A 25,246-nucleotide genomic window follows, 5' to 3' on the forward strand; every position below is an offset into this window, starting at 1 on the left:
CCCGACCGGATCGCAGGGAGACGCTACTGTTGCTCTGCTGGAGGCGGGGGCTCTGATTTGGGAGCGTCTGTCTTGGAAGGGGCTGCCGGTGGCTTGCCCTTCTGGGCTTGGTCTTCAGCCTGAATTTTGTCGAAGAGCTCCCGCGCCACTTTCATTCTCTCTTCAGGCGTCGAACTGGCAATGGTGTCGCGCTTGTCACGCATGGCTTCGATGAACTTGCGTCGCCCTTGGTCAGATAGGGAGTTGAAGCGCTTGCGTTGCTCACTTTGAAACTCGCGTTGCTCTGATGTCATGGTACGGCGTTCCCCAGGCCCGGCAGAGTTCTGGTCCCGCTTCAACTGGGCGAGAGAGTCTTCCAGGGAAGTGACTTTTTTCTCGAGAGTCGCCAACCGTTCGGCCAGAAGCTTGATCGTCTCCTTGTCTGACGGTGCTGGTTCTTGGGCAACCAAAGTGGCCATCAGAGAACTCCAGCCGAGGGCGAGTCCCATTCCCACCAATCGCAAGCAAGGGGCTTTCATTCCCACCAGCATAGGCAAGGTGGCATCGTCCCGTCAAGCCAGGTCTCTAGAGACCTGGAATATGACGCACAACGCAGCCCTTGGTGGGGCGGGGGCGCGTGGACCATTTGGGGCCCTCGTTCTCACCGTTGTAGCCGGTATCCAGGCGCAGTCCGGCGATGGTGCAGAATACATGCCCTCTGCGCGCATAGATCGTAATCCATTTGCCGGGGCCAGGTTTTCCAAACGTGCGGAACTCGCTGGAAGCCATGGGTGTTTTCAGCAGCCCGGCATGGTGAAGGACGTAGGACAGGGTGCCGGAACAGTCATAGCCCACGTCGTCGATTCGCCGATGACCCCCACCGTAAATGTACGGTTTGCCCTGAAGGCGATTCCCCGCTGCCACGGCGCGTTTCACTGGCTCCGGGCAGTTCTCGGGGATCAGGGCGTATTTTCCCTGAAGCACGGCCGATTTCCCGGGGACAAACTTGTAGGTATAGGATTCAGGCGTGCTGCTACAGCTGGCGAGCAGAACGAGGCAAAGGATGGTTGCGATGGAAAGGAGACGATGCACGAGCTTGGTTAAGGTAACTTAAGGGTTTTAGAAGCGGGTGGCGAGAGCAATTTCAGGCGCATTTCCCAGTCGTATGCTAGCTATGAAAGGACATGCGGATTTCGGAGACATTTTTTTCTGTGCAGGGCGAGGGGAAACTGACCGGGGTCCCTTCCGTATTCATTCGCACGTCAGGGTGCAACCTGAGGTGCCGTTGGTGTGATACCCCCTATGCCTCATGGAATCCCGAAGGGGATGATGTGTCTGTAGAAGACATCCTGGCAGAAGTGAATCGTCACCCCACCCGGTACGTCGTGGTCACTGGAGGCGAACCGACCATTGCTGCGGGCATGCGTGAATTGCTCCAGGGCCTTCGGGATGCGGGCAAGCACATCACGATCGAGACGGCAGGTACCGTAATGCCGACCGATCTGGCCTGCGATCTGGCCTCCCTCAGCCCCAAGCTGGCCAACTCCACCCCCAGTGTGGAGGAAGCCGGGCGGGGCTGGCACGATCGCCATGAGAAGACCCGCTGGCAACCCGAAGTGCTCCGTGCCTGGACGGAGGCGTGCGAACACCAGCTTAAGTTTGTCGTGTCGGCCGAGGCGGACCTTCTTGAGATCGAAAACCTGCTGGCCGAAGCAAAAATCCAGACAGCCCCTGAGAACATCCTCCTCATGCCCGAAGGCCGCGAGCAAACCCGCCTCCACGCCCTGGCACCTCAAGTCGTGGAATGGTGCAAAATACGCGGTTGGCGCTTTTGCGCCCGGTTGCACATTGACCTTTTTGGGAACAAGCGGGGGACGTGAGCCCGCTGCGCGGGGAGACGGAAGACTGGAAGACGGAAGACAGAAGACTTGAGGCCGGGGGGAGATGGGGCGCTCTGGAGGCTTCCTCCCCGCATCCGACCGTCGGTTGTCCCTTCGATGATCTGAGGCGTGGTTGGAGTACCGACTTCAGTCGGCGTATTCCGCAAGGGGGCATGTGGTCGAAGGGCTCACTGTACCAGAGCCCTAATAACAATAGTTCTCTTTCGCCTCATCGATGATGGGTCGCATCACGGCAAAAAAACGATCGCACCATTCCTGAGCCGTTCCTTCCACCCAGGGATACTCTTTCAAGAACATGCCCCAGTTCATAAGGGACGCGTCTTTCCAGGCAAATGGTAGCTGGTCCTCGGTCCATCCACTCTCCCATAACCCTGCGTGGGAGAGGACGCTGTGGAGCAGATCAGGTGAAGGCACGCTCCGCTCTGCCAGGAGGACTGCGTCATACAGATCCTTTCCATTTGGGCGTTCGTCCTCAACAAGCCAGCGGACCTTCCATGCAAGTGACTCTTCCATGCTTGCCATTACAACTTCCGTGCCGGTGCTCATCTCAAACTTGATCTCCCCTGATGAAACGGGCGCGAGCAATGATTCACCGAACACGAAGTCCATTTGGATCTCTGCAAGAGGGAGATCCCCGCATCGCCAGGGGATGACCACGCGATGCCCCGGAGCATCGTCGTAGATCCAGATGTCAGTTCGGGTAATCTCCTTGTACTCGATCCGAATGTCGTCGAAAGCAGAAGCTGTAGTCACGTCGATGACGATGTCGTTGATTAAACGCTTCCCTCGAAGATCGTTGATCCCGACCGTCCCGGGCCGAATAATCCAGTCGACATCTCCCGGCTCTCGAGCTTCATGGCCAAGACAGGACTTGAGGGCAAGGCTGCCTCGCAGGACAAGTTGGTCCAGCCGGGGGCCGGCAACCGCAATGTCAACCAAGTGGGTCATCACCCGGCGTCTGGCTGTGATCCAACGCTTCTGATCTTCGAAGGAAAGGATGGGATCACCCGGACGACGTGCTCTGGGGACATGCTCACTCGCTGGGGTGAATGCTGAATGGTCGTTGTGGGGCATTGGGAGTGGGGGCAGGGCTGGAGTTGTTGTTGAGGGGCGGCATGCGCGGCGGTCAGTGACTGGGGAGCCATCCGGAATCCAGCCCCAGATTGTTGTCGAAGACCACGTACTCCGCTTCTGTTTCGAGGATGTCGAACGAATGTTCTGAGAGGTCCAGTATGAGGTTGGTTAGCGCATTGGTGGAAGCATCGCGATCGGTTCCGCACTGACGTTGGGTGAGGAAGCGCTCCTGCATGCCGTCCTCACGAGTCCGCAGGGCATTCCTGGATAGTCGGGCTTCATGTCGAAAGGCGACCAATTGAAGGAGCGACAAGTCTGCTTTGGGAGGAAGAAGCAACTTCACATGATGCTCGAAGTAGCATGCCGAGGATGATTGACGGGCGACATCGTCCAGTGTGGATGGAGCGAATGCGTGCCTTGAATCGACTTCGATTTTCACTCGCAGAACTTCCGCGCCCAGTGCATGGAGTTGTGCTGCCAGTACCTGGGTCGCCTTTAGTTCGGTTTGATACTCGCCCGAACTGCGGCGCGTGAGCATCGGCTGTGAGGGATGAATGCCGTCGCTCAACACGATGTGCGTCAACTTCAGCCCAGCCTGCTTTGCCCAGCCAATGACCCTCTCCACATCATCGGTGCGAAGGGTAAAGTGGGTCTCGAATTCACCTCTGAAATTCACGCTTTAACGAACGATAGTTTTGACGATGGGCAAGCATATGAAGCGGGCGCATTGGAGAATGTAGATGAGCCGTCCCGGCTCTTGGGTGACGCTGTGTGGATTTGGCAAAGAACTAGAACCGAGACGGTTCTTCTAGATTGCCGATCGCCGAGGAAGGTGCGAACAACGCCGCGCACCTCTATTCGAGCCCACAATAAAGCCCCGATCCGCAGGGCGGACCGGGGCTTCAACACTTCACTCTCTCGCCGTTACTGCTGAGCGGGCTTCTTGGCCTCGCTGGCGTTGGCGGTTTGAGGCTGGTGGCTCGAAACTTCGATGAGGTCACGCATCACGTTGACAGTCTCCAGTTTAACCGGCTCCACGCCGAAGGGGAACTGGCTGTCATCGGAACCGTCATCATCGTCATTGCTGGAGGCCATGCGCATGCCGGTGGTCTGCTCCTTGGTGAAGCTGGACTCCTTGACGAGTTCGGTGGCGTCCACGTTGTCCAGAGTGAGGCGATAGCGCTCAAAGCCCTGCTTGTACTGTTTGGCTACCTCTTCCGTGCGGTTTTTACGCTCGGTCTTCCTGGCCTCGGAGCGGGCTTTGTTCTCGTCGAGCTCCTTCTGACGGTCTTTCTCGTTGAGGCTGACGGTGTTTTTGTCGAGACGCTCCTTGATGCGCTTGGTGTCCTCGATCACGTATTGGAATTCCGGATTGGATTCCAAACGGGATTTCACGCGGGTATTCAACTCCTGCAAGGGCAGGGGCGTTTTGGTCGCGTAGGTGAAGGTCCGTGGCGGGATCGTGTCATAGGGCAGAGCCTGAGGCAAGGAGTCTTCACCGATCTCCATCACGTCGCGGATGCTGGGAAGCACCACGTCAGGGACGACGCCGCGAAGCTGGGTGGACCCACCGGCGATGCGGTAGAACTTCTGGATCGTGACCTTCAGGGAGCCAGCGCGGCTCTTGTCGCTAAAGAAAGGCATGTAGCGTTCCACAGGAAGGATGGTCTGCACGGTACCTTTGCCGAAGGTGGACTTCTCGCCCACGATGACGGCACGGCGGTAATCCTGAAGAGCAGCCGCGAAAATCTCGCTGGCAGAGGCACTGGCCTTGTCGGTCAGCACGATCAGGGGACCCTCGTACACTGGGCGCTCGTTGTCGCAGTCGCGCCAGGTGATGTTGTTGCGCCAGTCTTTGGCCTGCACCACGGGCCCCTTGGGAACGAAGAGTCCCGTCAGCTTGATCGCTTCCTCCAGAGAGCCGCCACCGTCGCCGCGGAGGTCAACCACGAGACCTTCGATGCGCTCGGCCATGAGGCGCTTGAGCAGGCGGGTTACGTCAGCCGTGCAGCTCACCGTGCCGTCTTCCATATCAGCGTAGAAGGAGGGGAGGGTGATCCAGCCAATCTTCGTGCTCTTGCCGTTGACAGGAGGGGTGAGGAGCAGCTCGGCATTGGCCAGCTTTTCCTTCAGCTCCACTTCACCGCGCACGATAGAGATGATCTTCACTTCCGAGGGGTCCTCAGCGGCGGCCGGGTTCACTTTCAGGCGCACCACGGTGCCAGACTTGCCGCGGATCATTTCCACGACCTTCTGGAGCTTCATGTACTTGATGTCCACCCAGTCGCTGTTGGGACCGGTGCCATCACCTTGAGCCACGGCCAGGATCTTGTCGCTGATCTTGAGCTCGCTCTGCTTGTCGGCCGGGCCCCCCACCACGATCCCTTGGATCTCTGCCACATTGTCCTTCGTGCTCAGCAGTGCGCCAATCCCCACGAGGGAGTGGTTCATCTGAATCTTGAAGTTGTCGGACTCCTGCTGGCTCATGTACTCCGTGTGCGGGTCATAGCTGCCCGCAAGGCAGGAGAGGAAGTAGTTCACGATATCTTCCTGCTCGTTCTCGGCGAGCTGCTCAAGGAGGCGCTCATAGCGCTTGAGCACCCGCTTGTCCGGCGGGTCTTCCTCACCCGGGTCTGCTTTCACGGCCTTGTCAGCCTTCGCAGCGGCCTTGGCGGCTTCTTCGGGATTCTCGGCAGCCTTCTTGGCTCTTTCCTCAGCCTTTTTCTTCTTGGCCTCTTCCCGGGCCTTGTCACTCAGTCGCTCGGCGAGGAGGTCACCTTCAATCAGGTCATTCCAGAGTGCGTCGGAGGCGGCTTCATTCGCAGGCCAGGGAGCCTTCTCACGCTTGACCTCCAGGGAGCGGTTGGAGTCGAAAGCGAATTTCTTCGTTTCCAGCACTTTCTTCGCGTAGGCCACGCGCTGCTTCACCCGCTCTTCATACTTGTAGTAGATGTCGAGCGCCGGACTGATGTTCCGGGTCAGGATGTGCTCATCCAGGCTGGTGGCGTAGTCGGTCTTGAATTTGTCCACATCCTCCTGGGTGAGGTAGATGTGGGAGAAATCGAGAAAGTTGAGGTAGCTGTCGAGCAGGCGCTTCGAAATCTCATCATCAAACTCTTTTCGGGAGTAGTGATGGTTCTGAAGCATGTAGGCCACATGCATGGCCACCTGCCCATAATTGGTTTCGGCGCGGACCTTTGGTCCTGCAAGCAGCAGTGAACCGAGGACCGCCGTGGAAAAGAGCGTGGAGGCGTAGCGCATGGACACTAGAGGTCTTATTTATAATCAAAACGTCGCTCGAAAGCACTTGATCTCCAAGAATTTGCTTTTCCGCATTGAAATGTCCACCTCTTTCCCGCTGATTACCCGCCCATGCTGAAGATTTCGTCTTTTACTGGCGGCATTGCCGCCACCAACGGTTACCTTGTAGAAACCGGAGAATCAGCGTTTGCGGTGGACGCGCCTGAAGGTATGGCTGCCTGGCTCAAGGCACAAGGGAAATCCACGCTTCCCAGCCTTCTGATCACACATCTTCATTTTGACCACGTGCAGGACGCGGCTGCCATACAGCGGGAACTGGGGGCGAAGGTGTATGCGTATGCCGACTTCTCCAGGGAGCTGACGCTGGAGTTTTTGATGGCTTTCGTCAGTGGGACACGCTTTGAGGTGGCCCCGTTCCACGTGGATCAGCTGCTGAAAGACGTGCCAGCTGTCATGGCCGGGGGGCTGACCTGGCAGGTGGCTCACGTCCCCGGGCATTCCGCAGACAGCATCACCTTCTACAACCCGGAATCAGGCGTGGTGTTTGACGGGGATGTCTTGATGGCGGGCGGCATGGGGCGGTGTGATTTCCCCGGCGGCAGTGAAGAGGTGTTGCTGGCGGGAATCGAGAAGCATCTCATGAGCTTGCCAGACGAGACCGTGGTGTACCCCGGTCATGGACCAGAGACCACCATCGGCACGGAGCGCGAGACCAACCCTTATCTTTGATTCAGGGCGGGCGGTCAGCCCCCAGCCGGGCCTTTACCCGGTTTTTGGGTGCCGGGTGCCTTGGTCGAGCCCAGGTCCTTGGCCCGGTCTGGGCTCATGGCCTCCAAGTCCGCTGGGGTGGGGCCACCGCCGAATTGCTTCCAGTAGAGTTCTTTAAAGGGGTTTAGGGCAGGCAGCGGGGCGTTTTCGTTGATCATCTGGGGTCTGACGGACTGCCACCAGGCGTCGTAGGCTCCCGCCAGCTCCTGCACCACTTCCGGCTTCTCCCTCGCCAAGTTTCTCTCCTGGGCGGGATCGGTCTCCACATCAAACAACTGCCAGGAGGGGGCTGTTGGGCTGGCTGGCTTCCCGGCGCTCACCAACGTGTAGGAGCCCCGTCGCACGGCACAGTTCTGGTACTTGCTGGTTTCAGGATCGGCCCGGAACGGCCAACGCCCCACGTGGGTGACGAGAGTGCGCTCCGCCCATGGGGCGTCAGGCTTTTCCAGAAGGGGCAGGAGACTACGTCCCTCCACTTGAGCTGTGACCTCGGACGTCGGGTGAACTCCCGCCAGAGCCGCCAGGGTGGGGAAGAAGTCCAAATGCGCGGTGAGCGCGTGGCAGTCGGCGGGAGCCAGTGTCCCAGGCCAGCTCCAGAAGGCGATCGCCCGGGTACCACCCAGCCAAGGGGTGCCTTTGGTGCCACGCATGCCTGCGTTGAACACCTTTGTACCTGCTGTCCCGCCGTTGTCGTTCATGAAAATGACGAGTGTGTTGTTCGCCAGGCCCCAGTCACTTAGTCGTTGCCGGAGCTGCCCCACATTTTGATCGATGTTGTGGATCATCCCAAAGAAATTCGCCACGTCCTCGCTGGGGGTCTTGTCCCGATAGAGGGCCGCGTCTTCCGGCTTGGCCACATAGGGGCCATGTGGGGCATTCGTGGCAATCCAGCACAGGAACGGAGTGCCGCTCTGGCGCTGGCCTTCGATCCATCGGGTGGCTTGGGTGAAAAACACATCCGTGCAATAACCCTTCGTCTTCTCGAACTGCCCGTTGTGGAGGATGGCGGGGTTGAAGTAGGTGTTTCCTGGCGCATCACCGCAACTGCCGGGGTAAGTCTGGCCAATGCCGCCTGCTCCATGAATGAAGGTTTCGTCGAAGCCCCGGCGGTCCGGGCGATGGTCTGGCTCGTCGCCCAGATGCCACTTGCCAAAGATGCCGGTGCGGTAGCCAGCTCCTTTCATCACCTCGGCCAAGGTACGGGCGTCCGGCGTGAGCCGCTCCCGTTCCAGAATGGTGTGCGTGATTCCATTCCGAAACTCGTGACGACCGGTGAGCAGGGCGGAGCGGGTGGGGGCGCAAGTGGGGCTGTTGTGCCAGTCGGTGAATCGCAGACTCTGGGCATGAAGGTCATCGAGATGCGGTGTCTTCAGCACGGGGTTGCCATGCACGGAGAGATCGCCATAGCCCTGATCATCCGTGAGGATGAACACGATGTTGGGACGTTTGCCCTCCAGCGAGGCGGCAGGGACGGCGGTGGCAAAAACAAGGTATCCGGCCACGGTGACGGTGAGGGATGCGGATGCGATCAAGAACCGGAGAGACATGCGTGGGCGTGTGAACGCGATACCCGCCGATTTCTGTCACCGTCTTTTCATTGCCCGAACCGTTGTCCAGTTGGGAAGCCGCTCCAGTTCCATGCCTGGGTAGCCGCAGCCGCCAAGATTCCGCGCATGGATGTGGAGAAGCTTGATCCGATATTGGCCCGGACCTGATCAGCCCCTAAGCGAGAAGGGCGAGATAAGGCTTCACCGTGGTCATGGAAGGGTGGTGAACAATTCCTGCAGCACTGCGCCACGCGTGGCTCCAACCTCTGGCGAGGCCTGGCTTTCGGCAGCGCGAACCCGTTTCGCGAGTTCCATGGGCTGCAGCTTTCCGGCACGCAACGCCATCATGCCATTGTCCCAGGCCTGCTGAACCGCCTCTGTCAGCGGTTGGTCGAGGCGCACATTGTAGTCGGCGAAGAAGCCCTTCGTGCCGAAGTACTGCGCGGCGGCGATGGCAGGATGATCGGCGGTAACCTCCACATCATTGAAGAAGCTGATCATCATCCGGTTCACAACGAGTTTGCGGATCACGGCTTCGGGATCGAGTTGTCCTGGAGTTGTCTGTCCTTTGACCGCCAGCGCCGCGGCGAATCCGGCACTCTCTCCGAGCTGCATCCAGACCGGCTCCAGGCGGATGCTGCCCCAGCCGACGTGCGATGCGCTGATGGCGACGGGCACGAGCAGGTTTTCAACTTCCCTCGAAAGGATTGAGCGATAGGGCACTTGGGCGGGGCGCGATTCTTCGCCGAGAAATAGGATGCCGTCGGTGTTGCCGCCGGGAATGCGGCGCGGCAGGCAGGCGACGGAATCCACCGGCCAGTCAGTGATGGCGATGCTGTCCGCATGAACCGGTGTACGGGCAATGCCTTCGGCAATGACGTTGTCCTGCTCCTTGAAGACGTATCGCCCGACGAGCCGGCGTGCTTCTCGCACGTAGATTTCATACGGTGCGTGGTTGTTGTCGGGGAATTCATCCGCCGCGAGGCCATAACCGGCGAACTGCTTGCGCTCCTTTTCCGGCGCTTCGGGATCGTTCTGCATCCACCACAGGCGCATGAGCATGCTTTCGAGATAGCGTCTCGATATTTCTTCACGCTTCGGCCACTCGGCGGCAGGATAGTCGTTTTGCGGGCCGATGAGGCGGCCGCCGTTCCACGCGACTTTGCCATTCGGCAGGTTTGGCACAAAACCACCGCCGCCCGCGGCCTTGGCGATGCTCGCATCGTAGTTTGCGGGCTTCTCGACCATGATCTTGTTCGCGGGATCACGCGTGAGGACCAGACGGTAGTTATAGGACATTACGGAACCATCGGCCTCACCGCTATGCGGCCCTTCGAGGATGTCCGCGGTGGCGTGGCTGTTGTAGCGGATGTTGAGCGTGCCTTCATCAGCGGCCTTTGGGAAGCCGCGCTGGCCGGGCTCCTTGTGACGTTCCTGCGTGTAGATCACCCCCGCGTGCTTCTCGCCGTACTGAGCACGCGACTCGCGGCCGATCTGCGTCTTCACACCTGCGGCCGCCATGAGGTCTCCCTCATACATGCCGTCAGCGAACACTTTGCCAATGACAGTTATGGTGTTGTCGCCATGCATTGGCTTCAATGTGACGGACTTGATCAATGCACCATCGCGCTCTGCCTTCGTGACGACGTGGCCCAGCAGCACGGTCAATGACTTCTCGCTCCCGACCATCTTGTTGAATAGCATCTCCGCAATGCGCGGCTCAACTTTTGGGCGGTCGATGTGCGCACGACTCGTCTTGCTGGGCATGGAGGCAACGTGCTGCGGCGAGCCTTCACCGTAGTTCTTGCGATAATAATTTGCCGCGCCTTCGAGCATTTCCGCGTAGAGCGGCGCGCGCTGGCCGTCATAGGGGGCCTCCCATCCGCCTGCGCCACTGGTGACAAAGCCGCCGAGATGCTGCGTGTGATTCACGAGCAACACGTTCAAGCCCTCACGCGCCGCGCGCACCGCACATGCGATGCCGCCTGGAGTACCGCCGATGACGACAAGATCGTAGGACTTTCCGTTCACGTCGGACGGTTTTGCCGCGCCCTCCAGCAGCATCGGCGGCGGAATTTTCACCGGCACTGCCGACGAGCTGCTCTGCATAGGGAAGCCCGCACTCGAGCGAGTGTTGCGCTCCTTTGCCGCTTCGGGCTCAAGCACGAGCTGCAGGGCGTCCACGACCACAAAGCCATCCGCATTTGCATTGGAAATTTCGATCGTGCCGGCCTTCCCTTTGGCGAAGGCAAAGGTGCCCAGCGCCCGCGGGATGCCGTCTTCAAAGCAAGCCTCGCGCTGGTTCAGGACAACCGTCTTTTCGCCCTCCATGGCGCGAATGGTGATGGTGACGTTGCTCGCACGGTTGCTTGCCGGCACATAAAGGAGCCGCAGTTCGTAGCGGCCCGCCTCCGGGATCGACGGCGTGAACTTCGCCGTCGCGAGCTCTTTCTTGCCCCTGTCGTCAACGCGATACGAGGAGCCGACGAGGGGTGCCAGCTTCTCTCTGACCTTCCACATCCCCGTAAACTCTGCTTCCTCATCATCGAGCAGGATGCCAGCCGTCTTGCGGTCGGCTGGAGCCGCCGCCGTCGTTTTCGGCATTTTGTCCGTTTCTTCGAGCTTGAAGCGCACGCTTACCACGGAGTGCTGCTCTGGACCTTCGCGGTACTTGACGTAAGTGGTTGCCACCACGGTGCCGTCTGGCAGGAGCTCCACACCAGGGTAGCCGCAGTCGCTGCCCTTGTAGCTGTGGAGGAGTTTGATCCGGTACTGGCCGTCTCTACCGGAGGTGATGTCATCGTACCGTCCCACCCATGCGACAAAGTGGGTGCGGGTGGCGCTGCCTGGGCCGGTGTCACGAAAGCACACCACCATGCGCCCATCAGCCACCGTGCGGATCATGTGGCGGTCCCCGTTCAGGCCGGGAGGTGTGGGTTTGGGGGCGGACCAGGTGCGGCCCTCGTCCTCGCTGGTCATGTAGAGGGAAATGTGTTTCACGTTCTCCCGCATGAGGCAGAGCAGTTGTTTCCCATCCGGCGAGCGCACCACGGCAGGTTCGCAGGGTTTGAGGGGGCCCAGGTCGAGGAGCGTGCGCCACGGGCTCCAAGTGAGGCCGCCATCGGTGGACTCGCTCTGGGTGATGATGTTGGAGGTCTTGTCCTGCGTCTCACCGGGGCGACGGGTGTTGGAGAGACCGATAAGTTTCCTGCCGCCTTCCACCGGGACGATGGTGCAGAAGGGCATCACCGTCAGCAGGCCGTTGGAGGTCATTGGGGTCCAGGTCTTGCCCTCATCTGTGGAGAAGGATTGCTGCATGGTCTTGTCCGGACCTTGTCCGGCGAAGACAAAGAGGCGGGTGTTTCCCTGGGGATCGGTGAGGCGGTAGAGGCTGGGGCAGTTGCGTACGTCCTTCCAGTTCTCTGGGACGGGCAGGAGCTCGCTCCAGGTCTTGCCACCATCATCGCTTCGCTTCATGGGGCCGCAGCCGCCGCCGTGACCATAGGTCCACACGGCGTACATCGTCTTGCCGTCTGGCAGCAGCGTGGTGGTGGGGTGCCCCTGATAGACTTCCGGCGTGCCTTGCGCCACCACGACCTGACGGGACGTGTCGGAGGAGAGATCCACAGTCGGTAGCTTGGTCGCCACTGGTCTCGTGGCCTTGTCTCCTTTGGCAATCCAGTCCAGCGTGAACTTCGCAAGCGTGAGCCGTTTGTCCCGCTCATAGAAGCAGAGACCGGTGCCATCGGGCAGCACTGCCAGGTCGGAGTAGGCGCTCCGGCCCGGTTCGAGAGTTCGACCGACTTTCCAGGTCTTGCCATCGTCCAGACTGAGCTTCAGGGAGAGATTGACCCGATCACCCCGGCCGCCGGGGACTTCCTGGGCGCGCTCGTCCAGTTTCAAGCTGTGGGGATTCGAGAACACCAGTGCACCGGGCTTCTTGGGGAAGGCGATGATGCTGCCCATGCAGATGGGCTCCCAGAGCGATTCCTCGAACTTGGGTGTGGTCCACCCCGTGGCCCCGTCGGCACTGGTGGTGACCAGCCGACGGCTCTTGAGCGAGGTGCTGCGGGCGTTGAGCATGACGCGACCGTCGCTGAGCTGGACCGCCGCAGTCTCGTTGGGGTTTTTGAAATCGCCTTCGTTGGGCAGAGCGATGTCACCGGCCTGCCACGTGGCACCCTGATCATCGCTGTAGATCGTGCCCGTCACGGAGGGGCCGTGATCGCCCTCCTTGCCGTAGGCCAGCCACACGGGGATGACAAGGCGGCCATTCTGAAGCTGGATGCCATGTCCCGGTCCGGTGGCCAGCACCTTCCAGTCGCACTTGGGCCGGAAACCTTCGAAGGCCGCCGTGATCTCCACGGGAGCGGTGAAGGTTAAACCGTCGTCTTCACTGCGCATGTAGAAGCAGCGCTTGTAGTTCAGGCAGTACAGGAAGTGAATGGCTCCGGTCTTGGCATCCACGATGGCCACCGGATTGTTCACCGTCTGTTCCTTCTCGCCGCCTTCTTTCTTGTGCGGGTTGCCCTCGTCGCGAGCCCCTAGGTGGGCAACGTGCTGGGCGGGAGAGAAGGTCCTGCCGCCATCGGTGCTTCGGCGCAGATGCACCTCAATCTCGCCCCAGTCTGCTGCACTGGTGCGGCGGGCCTCGCAATACGCCAGCACCGTACCCTTCGGAGTGACCACGATGCCAGGGATGCGGTAGAGGGAGACGCCATTCTCTCCGCCGACGAAGAGATCCGTCTTCTCCACCTCGTTTGCTGCCGGTGCCGCGGGGGCGGGATCCTTCCAGTCATCGGTGCGGAAGGGGGAGGCGGGCAGGCCGACGCCATTCACGAGATTGCCTGTAGGATTCCCTGCCCAGGCGTAGCGGACCGCCACAGGCTGGGGAACTTCGGGGTTGGAAACTACCACGGTACGGCCTGCGATCGTCGCGGTGGCGGATTTCCACTGGCGGTCGGCACCGGCAATCAGAAAGTCCCGGAGGGGGCCGTCTTTGGCCTTTAGCCCTTGGTCGGCATGATTGAAGGTGACCGTCACCTTGCCGCCCTCGATCTTGTGCTCCGCTGGCAGGGGACCGGAGTAGGAGGGCAGCTTCTGGTGGTACACCCGGTCCAGTGCCCAGAGGGCGAGACGGTTGCCCACCGCAGCCTTGTTGCGGGGGTGGTTGTCATTGGCTTCACCCACATCCACGGTGATGGCCATGCCGGTGTTGTTGACCGAGAGAGACTTCAGCATGGCTTCTCTCACGATAGGGCGAAAGTCCTTGCGATCCAGATTGGGCAACTGAACCCAGGCAAAGGGCAGTTCCTGGCCCCAGCGGGCCCGCCAGTCCTGCACCAGGAGGGGCAGCTGTTTTTCATAGAGCCGGGCTTTCTCCTCGGTGGAGGTGTTGTGCTCTCCCTGATACCAGATGACTCCACGGATGCCATAGGGCAGCAGAGGAGAGATCATACCGTTGTACAGGTTGGCAGGATGGTTTTGGTCAGTGGAGGGTTGGGTCGGTTCCTGGGGCTTGCGGGGTGGGGGATTGCCCGCCGCCCTGGCCTGCTGCACTCGCGTCTTCCACGTCCCCAGCGCTTTTTCGTAGGATGCCTTTGCCTCATCCGGCTTGAAAGCCGCATCTTCCGCTTTCCAACGTTCCACCTGAGCCTTCAATTCGGGGATCTTCACCTGGGCATCTTCACTGGTCCAGGAGGCGATGTCTGTGCCACCCCAAGAGGAGTTGATCATGCCCACAGGTGTCTGGAGCTTGTCCAGCAAATCCCGGGCAAAGAAGTACGCCACGGCGGAGAAGTTGCCCACGGTTTCAGGAGTACACACTGCCCAAGAGCCTTCGCATTCAGCCTTGGGCTCGCGGCTGGACTGTTTGGAGACCGTAAAGAAGCGCAGCGTGGGGCGGTTGGCGGCAGCGGATTCTTCAGGCGGATACTGACCGCGGCTGAAGAGGTAGGCCATGTTGGACTGCCCGGATGCCAGCCAGACTTCTCCCACGAGCACATCTTGAATGGTCGCGGTGGGTGAGTTGCTTCCTTTGACCGTGAGGGTCTGTGGTTTGTCACTGGGCTCCAGGGGTGGAAGAGTCACCTTCCACTTTCCGGCAGCACCGGTCCTGGTGGATTGAGTTTGCCCCGCCACCGTGACGGTGACCTCCTCCCCCGGCGTGGCCCAACCCCAGACCGGAGCAGATTGGCCGGACTGGAGCACCATGTGATCTGAGAAGATCGCTGGTAGCCGGAGTTCAGCGGCGTGAAGCCACGAGCCACCCAGCAGGGTGGCGGCGATGCCCGGGAGAAGTTTGAGGAGCGTGCGGCGGATCATGCTGTGCAGGGTGAGGGGTTGAAGCGCGATCCCGGTAACGCGCTCCAACACGGCGAAATAGCGCAAAACGTGCTTCGCAGACTGGAGAAATGATTTGACCAGTGAGCCGACGGTGGCCCGGGAAGTTCAGCGTCGATGACGTTCAAGCCTCTTGCCGTGAGCGCGAAGCCGCGCTTCCACGAAGGGAATCACGCCCTCTGGAAGTTGGAGGAACCCGGGATGGACGACGATGGAATTCCCCAGACCATCCGATAGGAAAAGGGAGGGGACATCGGTGTCTTCTCCAGGATGAGGTTTGTATTCCGCGCTGGTAATCTCGGAGAACGAAAGGGTGGTTTCGCCCAGAATGCCGACGAAGGTCAGCGAGCTATCACTTAGAATCAGGCGCTGCTCCGGTTTGCCTATTTGCATCCAGATCTGTAAGGCAAGCAACAGGAGGCACAGGATGCCATCTCCGACGATAATCCAAAACGGAGCGCCAAAGAGCGCGAGGCAAATCCAAACCAAGGTGTTGCCCCCAATGACAACCCAGCCAACCCAGGGTGCCTGTTGCATGAGGGGCAGTGTCAAAGTCCTGGTCATGGCTGGTGGCTGGGTAAATCGTTCTTTCCTGGACCTCGGAGTCAGGTGGTGATCAGAGCCTCATCACCTCTCATCGAATTGTCGCAAGTAGTAATCATACCGCTCATCATCAGGTGATTCGACACCTTGAAAACCTACGCGGTGCAGCACCGCCCGGGATTTGTCATTGCCTCTTTTTGTACGAGCGGTGAGCGAGCGAAACCCTGCCTTGGCGGCCTCCTCGCACATCAGCTTCATTGCATTGGTCATCACCCCGCGATGATGCGCGGAGGCCCAGTAGCCTGTTTCGGCTTTTTCAACATCGTTGCTCTTGATGTCGCAAGCGGCGACCACCCTCCCGGTCTCGTCTTGCACCACGAAGGAGAAATGCGTGTTGCCCTTCCATCCTGCGTGCGTCCATGTAATCCAATCTGCCGCGTCTGTTTTCAGGTACGGCGCCCCCTCACACCGATCCCTGAAAAGCAAGGCATACACCAACGGTTCGTTAGCGCATTCCGTAATCTCCAAGAGTCGGTCAGGAGTGGGTTCAATCTGATCCCCGCTGACCAGGAAATAGGTGGTGCCCGTCAGGGCATTCTGAAAGGTGAGGCGCAGATGTGGGGGGAAGTTGATCATGCTGCTCTGATGGTATCACCACTTCACCTTGCATTCGGGGCGATGGCAAGAATCTCCCTACCGGAAGTCAGTCACCCCAGCAGTCTGTGGTGCTCCAGCCGACCCTCAGGGTTCCTTACTTTTTGCCAGGAAGTTGCGACTCGATGCTGGCAGCAACCGTCTTTGCCAGCGCTTCTGATCCCGCTGGGGTGAAGTGGACGTCTTTGGGAATCTGCAGCTTGGCCACTTTGGGCTGGATCTCCTGGTAGAGATCATCCGTCACCACTCCCTTCTCCTGCATGACCTTGGCCGCGATCGCATTGTATTCGGCGACACTGCCAAAGGTGCGGGGCGGATTGAGGGGCCCGTCAGGGATTGGGGTGGTCGTTGCCCAGATCAGTTTGGCACCGGTGGCCTTCATCTGGTCCACCAGCTTGCGCAGGTTGGCTTCATAGTCCGCAGGCTCCACCTGGCGCTTGCCATCTGGCATGTGTTTGAGGTCATGAATGCCCCAGTTGAAGTGAATGACATCCCACTGGTCATTTCCACCGGTGTTGAGCCACTTGCTGAGATTGGCGACGCCGTTTCTGGTTGGCCCACCATTGGTGGGGATGCGGTGCACATTGGCTTTGCCCTCGAGCAGTTTCCGGACCGGCAACGTGTAGCCGATGGAGATGGAGTCACCGATGATCAGCACGCGAGGCAGACCGGGTACATCCTGCACCTGACCTAGCGCGGGCAGAGGGGCGGGTTTGGCCCCCTTTTTGGCGGCGGGCGCATTGGGATCATCCGGCAGGGGGACGTCTGCCGGGGCGGCGACCAGAGTTCCCAAGATGGTAGCGGCCAGGCAGGGCGCCAGGAGGAGGCGGGTGATCAGAGGATGCATGCTTCCGAGAACGGCACACGCCATCAGAACTTAGCAGTGGAACGAATATTCCCCACTCGGATAGAATAGTGTCAGTCGCCGTCAGGCAGTTAGGTATCAATATTTCGGAGTCGACGAGTGTCAGGTTTTAGCCGATTTCAGTTCCAATGCCATTTCTTCCACACGAAGTTTAAGGCCGTCAGGTAGATCAAACTCTGCTTTCGGATGAAAGCAGTGGGCTGCTTGTGATGCGGCTGCCCGGCGAATGTCCTCTGGGGCATGGCGCAAAACGTAGGCCCGCATCTGGCAAAGCTTCAGGCGCTCATTCCGCCAGTCATATTGAGCATGATTGGAGAATGCATCTCCTGATTGCTCCAAAAGAAATGCAAGATGGTCAAAGTCTCTGGGGCGGGAGGGATTCATGCGATGAGTATCGAAAAATGGGTCTGTTCTAGCTTCGTACCAAATGCAAATGTTCGGCGCTGGAGGATCCCAATGCAAAGCCGGCAGGGCAAATGTCTTGACCAGTTGCGATGCAGCCTGTGAAGTGCTGGCCCATGCCCGATTCGACCCTGCGACCCCTAAAAGTCTCGTTGATTGCGGAGACGGCGAAGGCCTTGCGGGAAGGCATTGAATCCGGCCAGTGGCAGGGGAATCTGCCGGGAGAGCGGGTGCTCTGCAATCAGTGGCAGGTCAGTCGCCCCACTCTGAGGGCGGCGGTGGATCTGCTGCGGCGCGAGGGCTGGCTGGAAGTTGGGCAGGGTCGAAGGACAAAGATTCTCGTGAGTGGGGTTCGTTCAGGACCGTCTGTGCTCACGGTGGGACTGCTTAGTCCCGAGCCGCTGGAAAGCCTGCCTCCCACCGTGATGCATTGGGTGGATGAGCTGCGGGGGCAACTGGCTGCCTCAGGCCAGACGCTGCAAGTCACCGTAGGGAAGGGGGGCTTTGGCAAAAAGAGCCCGGTGCAGGCGTTGGAGGTGATCACCTCCGGCTCACCGGCCACGGTCTGGGTGCTGTATCAGGCCACGGAGGCCATGCAGCGTTGGTTCGAGGAAAGCGGGCTGCCCTGCGCGGTGGTGGGTTCCACCTTCCCTGGTGTGACGCTGCCTTCTGTGGACCGGGATTACCGGGCGTCCTGTCGCCATGCTGTGGGTGCCCTGGTGCAGCGTGGTCACCGGCGGATCGCATTTTTGCTTCAGGAGAACCGGTATGGCGGTGATCTGGAGAGCGAGGCAGGTTTCCGCGAAGGTGTGGCAGCGGCCGTGCGACGGGAGATCACCGGTGAGATCGTCCACCATGATGGCACCCTGGATGGCATCTGCACCAGCCTGGACATCCTGCTGGCAGGCCGTGTGCGCCCCACCGCCCTGCTGGTGGCTCGCTCAGGCTATGCCCTGACCGTGCACACCCATCTGCTGCGACGCGGGGTACGCATCCCGCAGGACATGGCGGTGCTTTGTCGGGATGACGATGCCTTTCTGGACTGGGTCGTGCCCCGCATGAGCCGTTATGCCGTGAGCCCCGTCGCCTTTGCGAAACGGGTCTATCTCATGGTAACCAGGCTGGTGGAAGAGCGGCCCATCAAAGAAACGGGCGTCAAGGTGGTGCCGGCCTTTCTGGGCAGGGAGTCGGTTTAGCGGTTGATGACAACTGGCCCCGTAGTGTGACAACTGCGCGACGCAAGATTTTGCGCTCCCCAGTGAACCTTTTTTCCGCCAGACTCCACGTAGAGTTTGAAAGGGGGCGCTGGGTGACCGGTGCCGCTGCACGATTACCCGTCCGTCCTCGTCCTTAACACTCAGCCGTGGAATCTGTTCCCCATCCGCTTCTGCTAGAGCGCCTCTTCAGTGAGAGTTCCGGGGATCTCTCTCGCTATTTCACCCGCCGCCACGGGGCAGGAGAAGCGGTGCAAGACCTGGTGCAGGAGACGTTTCTTCAGATGGCCCGGAGCCTGGAGGACGGGCGGAAGTTGGAGTGTGCCCGGGGCTACTTGTTTGGCATCGCCCGCCGGATTAGCCAGGCTGCCTGGACCCAGCGACACAAGGACCAGAACGTGGTGCCCTTTGATCCCGAGGTGGCAGACTCTCATGGTGAGGCCTCCCTCGCCTTGTCGCAGACGGATGATCGAGTCACGGCGGCTCGTGAGACGATCGCCGGGCTGTCTCCCCTGCAACGGGAGATCCTGGACCTGCGGTTTTCACAGGACCTGTCGTACGCTGAGATCGCCCAGGTGCTGGGTATCCCCGTCGGGACGGTCCGGTCCCGGCTTCATCACGCCGTGGCGGAAGTGCGGCACCGTTTGTCAGCGGATGCGTCGGACTCCGCCCATCCCACCCATCAACCAAGAGACCCAAGTCTATGAATGCACAAGAACTTCAGGCCCTGATCATGGACTGGCACATGGGAGAGCTCCGACCCGAGGTCGAGGCTCTGCTCGAAGCCTATCTCGCCCAGAATCCCGCCGCCAGGGCGGAGTCTAAACGAATCGAGGAAACTCTGGCCGTGACGAAAAAGGCGGTGCAGGTACATCCGGAACTGGTGCCATCCCCGGGGACCGATTTGAAGGAGGCAACCAAGGTGCCCGTTTCAGCCCGGCGCTCCCCACTGCCGTGGCTGAAACTCGCCGCCGCTCTGGCAGTGGCCGGTGGGGCCGGCATTTTTGGCTTCCAGCTGGGTGCGGGAAGCGCCGGCCCTCAGGGCGGACTCGCATCTGCCCCGGGAGAGCAGGCTCAGGGCAAGGTTCAGGAAGTCCGGCCAGCTCTGGCGGCAAACACGCCCAGCCCTTGGGCAAAGTACAGGATCTCTGGCAACAACGATCGCCAGGGCCCCCTGTTCACCCGCGTGGAGGGGAACTGATCCAAAATTTTTGAGTTCGATGAAACCGACATCCCATTTTCTGTTGTTGCTGGGCTTGGTCCTGATGGTCACCGGCTGCCTTCCTCACGAGCGGGTCTGGTGGTCCCCTGATGGATCCCATGCTGCCGTTCTCCTGAAGGACGGGCTGCATGTGCTGAAGCCTGGCGACACGCCTGGGGCACCGCTGGTGGCTGGCAGTTCGCAATCTGCGGAGCTGCCGGGCGGGGTGAGTTGGCTGCCAGACGGGTCGGGATTTGTCATGGTGCGCAGTCGTACCTTTCCCACCTGGGATCTGGCACGGGTCCACATCCCCGCGAAAGAGGTGGAGGAAGTGGAGCGCCTTTCGCTCGGAGTTCCCGGCTTGGTGGAAGCGCTGATGGCATCGGGTGTCGCAGCAAAAACGTCACAGGAGCTGCTCCAAGGCTCCCCACTTACGAAGCGCGGTCCCCAGATCGCCGCCTTTCTTTATGCCTACGAACGCAAGCAGCAACTCATCGACGCGATGCTCAAGCGCAGTCCTGCCGGTCAGGAGCTGATCAAACAACTTCAACAAGAGAAGATCGGCCAGGTGGTGCATGAGATTTGTGTGGTGGATCTCAAGACGGTGAAACCAGGCGGGCCGGAGCCTCGCGTCCTCCTTCGCAGCCTGCGGGACCTTACCTCACCCAAAGTTTCCTCGCGCCATGCCACGGTGGCGTTTCTCCGAATGATGGAAGAAGATGAATCGGCCTCGCTCGAGGTGTGTGCGCTTAAAGGCGGTGAGCCCACCGTTCTCGCCCAGCAGGTGGGGCTGAGCTTTGACTGGAGCCCAAATGGGCGCTCGCTTGTGTACACGACGGCGTTCTCGGGGACCGGGAGCGTGATGCGCCGGGTTCACCGGGTGACAGCGCTGGATGAGAAGGGGGAGGTGGCGAGTGAGGAGACCCGAGGGACGGTGGAGAATTTGGCGCTGGCAGTGATGCCATCGCCCAACCGGGTCCAGAATTTGCCAGATGGCAGAGTCCTTATTTCCGCGCTGCCGCTAACACTGCCCATGGCAGGCACGGAGCCAGAGGTCGAGTCGCGTCTCTACATCATCTCGGTGGATGGCAAGACCCTGACGCCGGTGCCAACTGCACCAGGCGGCCTGCCGGGTGATCTGGGCTACTTTGTGGTCTCTCCTGACGGGAAGCGGGTCGCGGTCGCGGAAGGCGGCTCTGATGCGGTGGCGGTGGTGGAACTGGATTCAGGAAAAACCACCATGGTCTCCCCGGCTCATCCGAACTGGCAATGCCGCACGTTGCCTGCCTGGAAGTCGGCCACAGAGCTCACCTTCGCGGCACTCGATGGCTCTCCGGCTGCACCCCGTTGGATGATCTGGTCAGAGGAGTCTGGCACCCGGAGCCTGAGTGCCTCGTGGTCCGCAGAAGCGACAGCGGAATGGCTGGAACTCAAGACCAACAGAGAATCCCAACCGGCAGCAGAAGCCAAAACGCCGTGATGCCCTGCAGGCACCTCCCGTTCTGCCTGGTGGCAGCCAGCCTTCTTGGCCTGGTTTCCACCTGGGCAGATGACACCTCCATCGAGGGTCAAGTGCGCTTCTTTGAAGCGCGCATCCGCCCTGTCCTGGTTGAGCACTGTTACGAGTGCCACTCGGCCGAGGCAGGCAAGGCCAAGGGCGGACTCGTGGTGGACACGCGGGAGGGACTGTTGAAGGGCGGAGAAGGGGGCGCGGCCGTGGTACCGGGAGATCTGACGAGAAGCCGTCTGCTCATCGCAGTGAAGCATTTGGAGACAGATCTGGAAATGCCACCGAAGAATCCCAAACTTCCCGCTGGTGTCATTGCCGACTTTGAAAACTGGATCAAACACGGCGCACCCGATCCGCGCGTCGGGCAGGTCGTCGGGCATCATCCATCCAGCATCGATCTTGAGCAAGGACGTCAGTTCTGGAGCTGCCAGCCCCCGGTGATCGTGCCCCCTCCACCGGTGCATGACGCGGCTTGGGCCCGTCGTCCGCTGGATCTCTATGTCCGGGGCAAACTCGAGGAGGCAGGGATGGTGCCCTCCGCCGACGCCAGTCCAGCCATCTGGCTTCGGCGTCTGCACTTCGATCTTGTTGGTTTGCCACCCTCGCCTGAAGGCACCGCCGCCTTCGTGGCGGGATGGGAAAGGTCCGCAGTCATCTCCGCAGCCGCGCTGGAGGCGCATCTGGCCGCTACAGTGGATCGTTTGTTGGCCAGTCCCCAGTTTGGCGAGCGCTGGGGGCGGCACTGGTTGGATGTGGCGCGGTTTGCGGAATCCAATGGACGGGAGTCCAATCTCACCTTTCCCCATGCGTGGCGGTATCGGGACTATGTCATCGACGCATTCAATGCCGACTTGCCCTATGACCGTTTTCTACAGGAGCAGATTGCGGGTGATCTTCTGCCTGCTGCCGACGATGCTGAACGCGCCCGGCAGCTCATCGCGACCGGATTTCTGGCCATGGGGGCGAAGGGGTTAAATGAGATGAGCAAGGCGCAGTTCACCGCTGATCTGGTGGATGAGCAGGTGGATACAGTGACCCGGGCGGTGCTGGCCAGCTCAGTGGCCTGCGCGCGTTGTCATGATCACAAGTCCGACCCCTACCGGATGGAGGACTACTATGCGCTGGTCGGCATTTTCCGCAGCACGCGCACTTACTATGGGACCTGGATCGATTCCGAAAGCAACCATGGCGGGGAGCTGCTGCGACTTCCCAATTTGCCGGGAGAGGTGATTCCCAACAAATCTCTGCGCTCTCAGGAGGTGGCAAACCTGAAGGCTGATCTGGCCACGCTCAATCGCGAGGAAGAGGAGCAGAATGCCATGGTGAAGAGAGCAATGGAGGAGGGTCGGGACATCAGCGAGGACTCCTTCAAGCTGATGCAAAATGCCATCCGGATTTACTGGAGCCGGGGAGGGATCGAGGGACGACTCCAGACGGTGGATGAGGAGGGGCGGGCCCTGCCGCTGTGCATGGGCGTCACTGATGTGGAGCCTGACAAGGTGCAGGATGCCGTCCTCATGGAGCGTGGTGACATTGGCCATCCTGGGCAGAAGGTGCCCCGGGGTGTGCCGGCAGTCTTCACGGGACAGGGCAAGGTGGCCCCGACCATGCCAGCCCGCCAAAGTGGACGCTTGGAGCTGGCCTGCTGGCTCGGGAGCCGGGAGAACCCGCTCACTGCGCGTGTGATGGTGAACCGTATCTGGCGTCAACTGTTTGGAATCGGACTCGTGCGCACAGTGGACAATTTTGGCACTACTGGGGAGCTGCCCAGTCATCCGGGGCTGCTGGACGCCCTCGCGGTGCAGTTCATGGAGAATGGCTGGTCGGTAAAGGCCGTGGTGCGGGAGATCGTGCTGTCACGCACGTACCGGCAGTCCGCCGGGTACCGCGCTCAGGCCTACGAGCAGGATCCTGACAACCGGTTGCTCTGGCGCATGCGATCCCGGCGCCTGGATGCGGAGGCTATCCGCGATGCCATGCTTGCGGTTTCAGGGAATCTGGATGTGTCGCGTCGTCGGGGATCTTTGGTTGCCGAGCTGGATGGCCAGTCAGTATCGCTCATTGGGTTCAATGAAAAGATTCCTGCTGACCTGGACGGTTCGCGACACCGTTCCGTGTACTTGCCCGTGCTGCGCGACCAGTTGCCAGATGCATTGCAGACCTTTGACTTTGCCGAACCAAGCCTGGTGACGGGGGATCGGGACGTGACCAACAACTCGCTCCAGGCTCTCTACCTGCTGAACGGCCGGTTCGTACGGGGGCAGGCGGAGGGGTTCGCCAGCCGGCTCTCCCGGGGAGTCTCTTCCACTGAAGACCGCATTCGACTGGCATTCCGTCTTTGTTTTACCCGCGAACCTGATGCCGCTGAGATGCGTCTGGCCCGGCAGTATCTTGAGACCGGGATGCAAACAGAAGTCTGGACGGCCTTCTGCCAGGCCCTGCTGGCCACCGCAGAGTTCAGGATTGTGGAGTGAGCTCACGCTCCGCAACCGAGCTTCACCTGCCTCCAGCTGCCTTCAGCATCGGATTCCTTTTTCGCGATCTATTCCCTCTACTATGATACCCATAAGACAACTGCTACCAGCGTTCCTGACCCTGACGATGAACTCCCTGATGGGGGCGGAGGCAGGAACGGTGCCCCCCGGGCTGTGTCGCATCCAAGTGGTGGACATGGAGAACGGCTGGCCCGTACCGCTGGTGGAATTGAGAACGGTGCACCAGCAGCGTTACATCACGGACAATGCCGGGGTGATCGCCTTTGATGCGCCGGATTTGCTGGGGAGGCTCACTTGGTTCGATGTCATCGGGCATGGCTACGAGGTGGGCAAAGACGGCTTCGGCATACGGGGCATACGAGTGACCCCTGAGTCGGGCAAGACGCTGAAGGTGGAGGTGAACCGGACGAACATTGCCCGCAGGATCGGTCGGCTCACCGGGGCCGGTCTGTATGCCGAGAGTCAACGCCTTGGCCAGATGTTGGACTGGCAGGAGCAGGGCATTGTGGGCTGCGATAGCGTGCAAAACGCGGTGCACAATGGCCGCATGTTCTGGGCCTGGGGGGACACGGCCATACCGGGTTATCCGCTGGGCGTATTCGACATGAGCAGCGCCACCACCCCGGTGCAGCCCCTGGATCGGTTCGATCCACCATTGAAGCTGCGCTTTGATTATTTCCGCGATCACAAGGGGGCGGTGCGGGGCGTGGCCAAGATGCCGGGGAGCGGGCCCACCTGGGTGAGCGGCTACACCACTCTGCCGGACAAGGCGGGCAAGATCCGCCTGGTCGGCTCCTATGTGAAGATCAAGCCTCCCATGGACGCCTATGAAAGCGGCCTGTGCGTGTGGAGTGAGGAAACAAATTCGTTCGTTCAGCACAAAGTCCTCTGGAAGCAAGATGCCGCCCAGCCGAAGCAGCCACCCATGCCCTCGGGTCATCCAGCCCTGTGGAAGGATGAGCAGGGGAGGGAGTGGATCTATTTCGGCGATCCACTGCCCGTGCTCCGCTGTCTGGCCACGTTTGAGGCATGGGAAGATTCAACCCAGTGGGAAAACCTCCAGCGTCAGGAGTCTTTGATGGGGACTGGCGGCCAGGAAAAGGTGGTGCCCCATAGCGGCTCCATTGCCTGGAACGCCTACCGGAAGCGCTGGGTGAGCGTGTTCATGGAGAGCTTCGGCAAGCCTTCCGTGTTCGGTGAGCTGTGGTATGCAGAGGCAGATCATCCCACCGGCCCATGGGGGCCAGCGGTCAAAGTACTCACCCATCAGAACTACACCTTCTACAATCCGAGACTCCATCCAGAGTTCACACCGGAGGGCTCACCCATCCTGATCTTCGAGGGGACCTATACCATGCAGTTTGCTGATCACGCCCACGCCACGCCGCGATACGACTACAATCAGATGCTGTATCGCCTGGATCTGGATGATCCAAAGCTGTCGGAGGCAAAAGAGGTGGCAAAGCCGCAGTGACGCGGGGCTCCATGCT

The 25,246-nt window shown here is 60.4% G+C and carries 19 protein-coding genes; 8 read left to right on the top strand and 11 right to left on the bottom strand.

Annotation, left to right across the window (positions count from 1 at the left end; genetic code table 11):
- Positions 1-23 precede the first annotated feature (23 nt).
- Positions 24-458 (bottom strand): hypothetical protein, encoded by a 435-nt coding sequence (locus VSP_RS14155; RefSeq protein ID WP_198141391.1) that lies wholly within the window; start codon positions 456-458, stop codon positions 24-26.
- Between the two features lie 106 nt (positions 459-564).
- Positions 565-1,071, bottom strand: coding sequence for an NlpC/P60 family protein (locus VSP_RS14160; RefSeq protein ID WP_009961379.1), 507 nt, complete (start codon positions 1,069-1,071; stop codon positions 565-567).
- Positions 1,072-1,163: 92 nt separating this feature from the next.
- Here VSP_RS14160 and VSP_RS14165 point away from each other — a divergent pair, with 92 nt between their 5' ends.
- On the top strand, positions 1,164-1,859 hold the full coding sequence (locus tag VSP_RS14165) for a 7-carboxy-7-deazaguanine synthase QueE (protein WP_009961380.1): 696 nt from the start codon (positions 1,164-1,166) through the stop codon (positions 1,857-1,859).
- Between the two features lie 204 nt (positions 1,860-2,063).
- On the opposite strand, the gene VSP_RS41020 is transcribed toward VSP_RS14165, so the two are convergent.
- From VSP_RS41020 to VSP_RS14180, 3 genes are all read right to left on the bottom strand, one after another.
- Entirely contained in the window at positions 2,064-2,954 is an 891-nt protein-coding gene (locus tag VSP_RS41020) for a nucleotidyl transferase AbiEii/AbiGii toxin family protein (RefSeq protein WP_081452544.1), read from the bottom strand.
- A 52-nt stretch (positions 2,955-3,006) separates the two neighbouring features.
- Entirely contained in the window at positions 3,007-3,492 is a 486-nt protein-coding gene (locus tag VSP_RS41025) for a hypothetical protein (protein ID WP_082407887.1), read from the bottom strand.
- Positions 3,493-3,878: 386 nt separating this feature from the next.
- Positions 3,879-6,215, bottom strand: a complete 2,337-nt coding sequence (locus tag VSP_RS14180; protein ID WP_009961383.1) for a carboxy terminal-processing peptidase — start codon at positions 6,213-6,215, stop codon at positions 3,879-3,881.
- Between the two features lie 111 nt (positions 6,216-6,326).
- Between VSP_RS14180 and VSP_RS14185 the strand changes: the two genes are divergently transcribed.
- Positions 6,327-6,944, top strand: a complete 618-nt coding sequence (locus VSP_RS14185; protein ID WP_009961384.1) for an MBL fold metallo-hydrolase — start codon at positions 6,327-6,329, stop codon at positions 6,942-6,944.
- 14 nt (positions 6,945-6,958) lie between these two features.
- On the opposite strand, the gene VSP_RS14190 is transcribed toward VSP_RS14185, so the two are convergent.
- The 6 genes from VSP_RS14190 to VSP_RS14230 form a co-directional block, all read right to left on the bottom strand.
- Positions 6,959-8,530 (bottom strand): arylsulfatase, encoded by a 1,572-nt coding sequence (locus tag VSP_RS14190; protein ID WP_009961385.1) that lies wholly within the window; start codon positions 8,528-8,530, stop codon positions 6,959-6,961.
- 210 nt (positions 8,531-8,740) lie between these two features.
- A complete protein-coding gene (locus tag VSP_RS43055) occupies positions 8,741-14,854 on the bottom strand; it encodes an FAD-dependent oxidoreductase (RefSeq protein WP_198141392.1) in 6,114 nt (2,037 codons plus the stop codon).
- A gap of 126 nt (positions 14,855-14,980) precedes the next feature.
- The gene (locus VSP_RS14215; RefSeq protein WP_075087317.1) at positions 14,981-15,409 is read right to left on the bottom strand and encodes a hypothetical protein; all 429 of its coding nucleotides are present in this window, start codon (positions 15,407-15,409) and stop codon (positions 14,981-14,983) included.
- 90 nt (positions 15,410-15,499) lie between these two features.
- Positions 15,500-16,051 (bottom strand): GNAT family N-acetyltransferase, encoded by a 552-nt coding sequence (locus tag VSP_RS14220; RefSeq protein ID WP_009961389.1) that lies wholly within the window; start codon positions 16,049-16,051, stop codon positions 15,500-15,502.
- A 115-nt stretch (positions 16,052-16,166) separates the two neighbouring features.
- Entirely contained in the window at positions 16,167-16,916 is a 750-nt protein-coding gene (locus VSP_RS14225; RefSeq protein ID WP_009961390.1) for an SGNH/GDSL hydrolase family protein, read from the bottom strand.
- A gap of 120 nt (positions 16,917-17,036) precedes the next feature.
- Positions 17,037-17,318 carry a hypothetical protein gene (locus tag VSP_RS14230; RefSeq protein WP_009961391.1) on the bottom strand — a complete coding sequence of 94 codons (282 nt, stop codon included), beginning with the start codon at positions 17,316-17,318 and terminating at the stop codon, positions 17,037-17,039.
- 134 nt (positions 17,319-17,452) lie between these two features.
- Here VSP_RS14230 and VSP_RS14235 point away from each other — a divergent pair, with 134 nt between their 5' ends.
- The 6 genes from VSP_RS14235 to VSP_RS35425 all read left to right on the top strand — a co-directional run bounded on the left by VSP_RS14235 (position 17,453) and on the right by VSP_RS35425 (position 25,230).
- Complete coding sequence (locus VSP_RS14235; RefSeq protein WP_198141393.1) at positions 17,453-18,532, top strand: substrate-binding domain-containing protein; 1,080 nt, start codon at positions 17,453-17,455, stop codon at positions 18,530-18,532.
- 167 nt (positions 18,533-18,699) lie between these two features.
- Positions 18,700-19,257, top strand: a complete 558-nt coding sequence (locus tag VSP_RS35420; RefSeq protein ID WP_009961393.1) for an RNA polymerase sigma factor — start codon at positions 18,700-18,702, stop codon at positions 19,255-19,257.
- Positions 19,254-19,751 carry an anti-sigma factor gene (locus VSP_RS39435; protein ID WP_009961394.1) on the top strand — a complete coding sequence of 166 codons (498 nt, stop codon included), beginning with the start codon at positions 19,254-19,256 and terminating at the stop codon, positions 19,749-19,751. The genes VSP_RS35420 and VSP_RS39435 overlap by 4 nt, the downstream gene beginning before the upstream one ends.
- Positions 19,752-19,770: 19 nt before the next feature.
- Entirely contained in the window at positions 19,771-21,231 is a 1,461-nt protein-coding gene (locus VSP_RS43060; protein ID WP_009961396.1) for a TolB family protein, read from the top strand.
- Positions 21,232-21,260: 29 nt separating this feature from the next.
- On the top strand, positions 21,261-23,735 hold the full coding sequence (locus VSP_RS14260; protein WP_009961397.1) for a PSD1 and planctomycete cytochrome C domain-containing protein: 2,475 nt from the start codon (positions 21,261-21,263) through the stop codon (positions 23,733-23,735).
- Positions 23,736-23,817: 82 nt separating this feature from the next.
- On the top strand, positions 23,818-25,230 hold the full coding sequence (locus VSP_RS35425) for a glycoside hydrolase family 183 protein (RefSeq protein WP_157210904.1): 1,413 nt from the start codon (positions 23,818-23,820) through the stop codon (positions 25,228-25,230).
- The last annotated feature ends 16 nt before the right edge of the window (positions 25,231-25,246 follow it).

The sequence above is a fragment of the Verrucomicrobium spinosum DSM 4136 = JCM 18804 genome (assembly GCF_000172155.1).
In the GTDB taxonomy this organism is placed as follows: domain Bacteria; phylum Verrucomicrobiota; class Verrucomicrobiia; order Verrucomicrobiales; family Verrucomicrobiaceae; genus Verrucomicrobium; species Verrucomicrobium spinosum.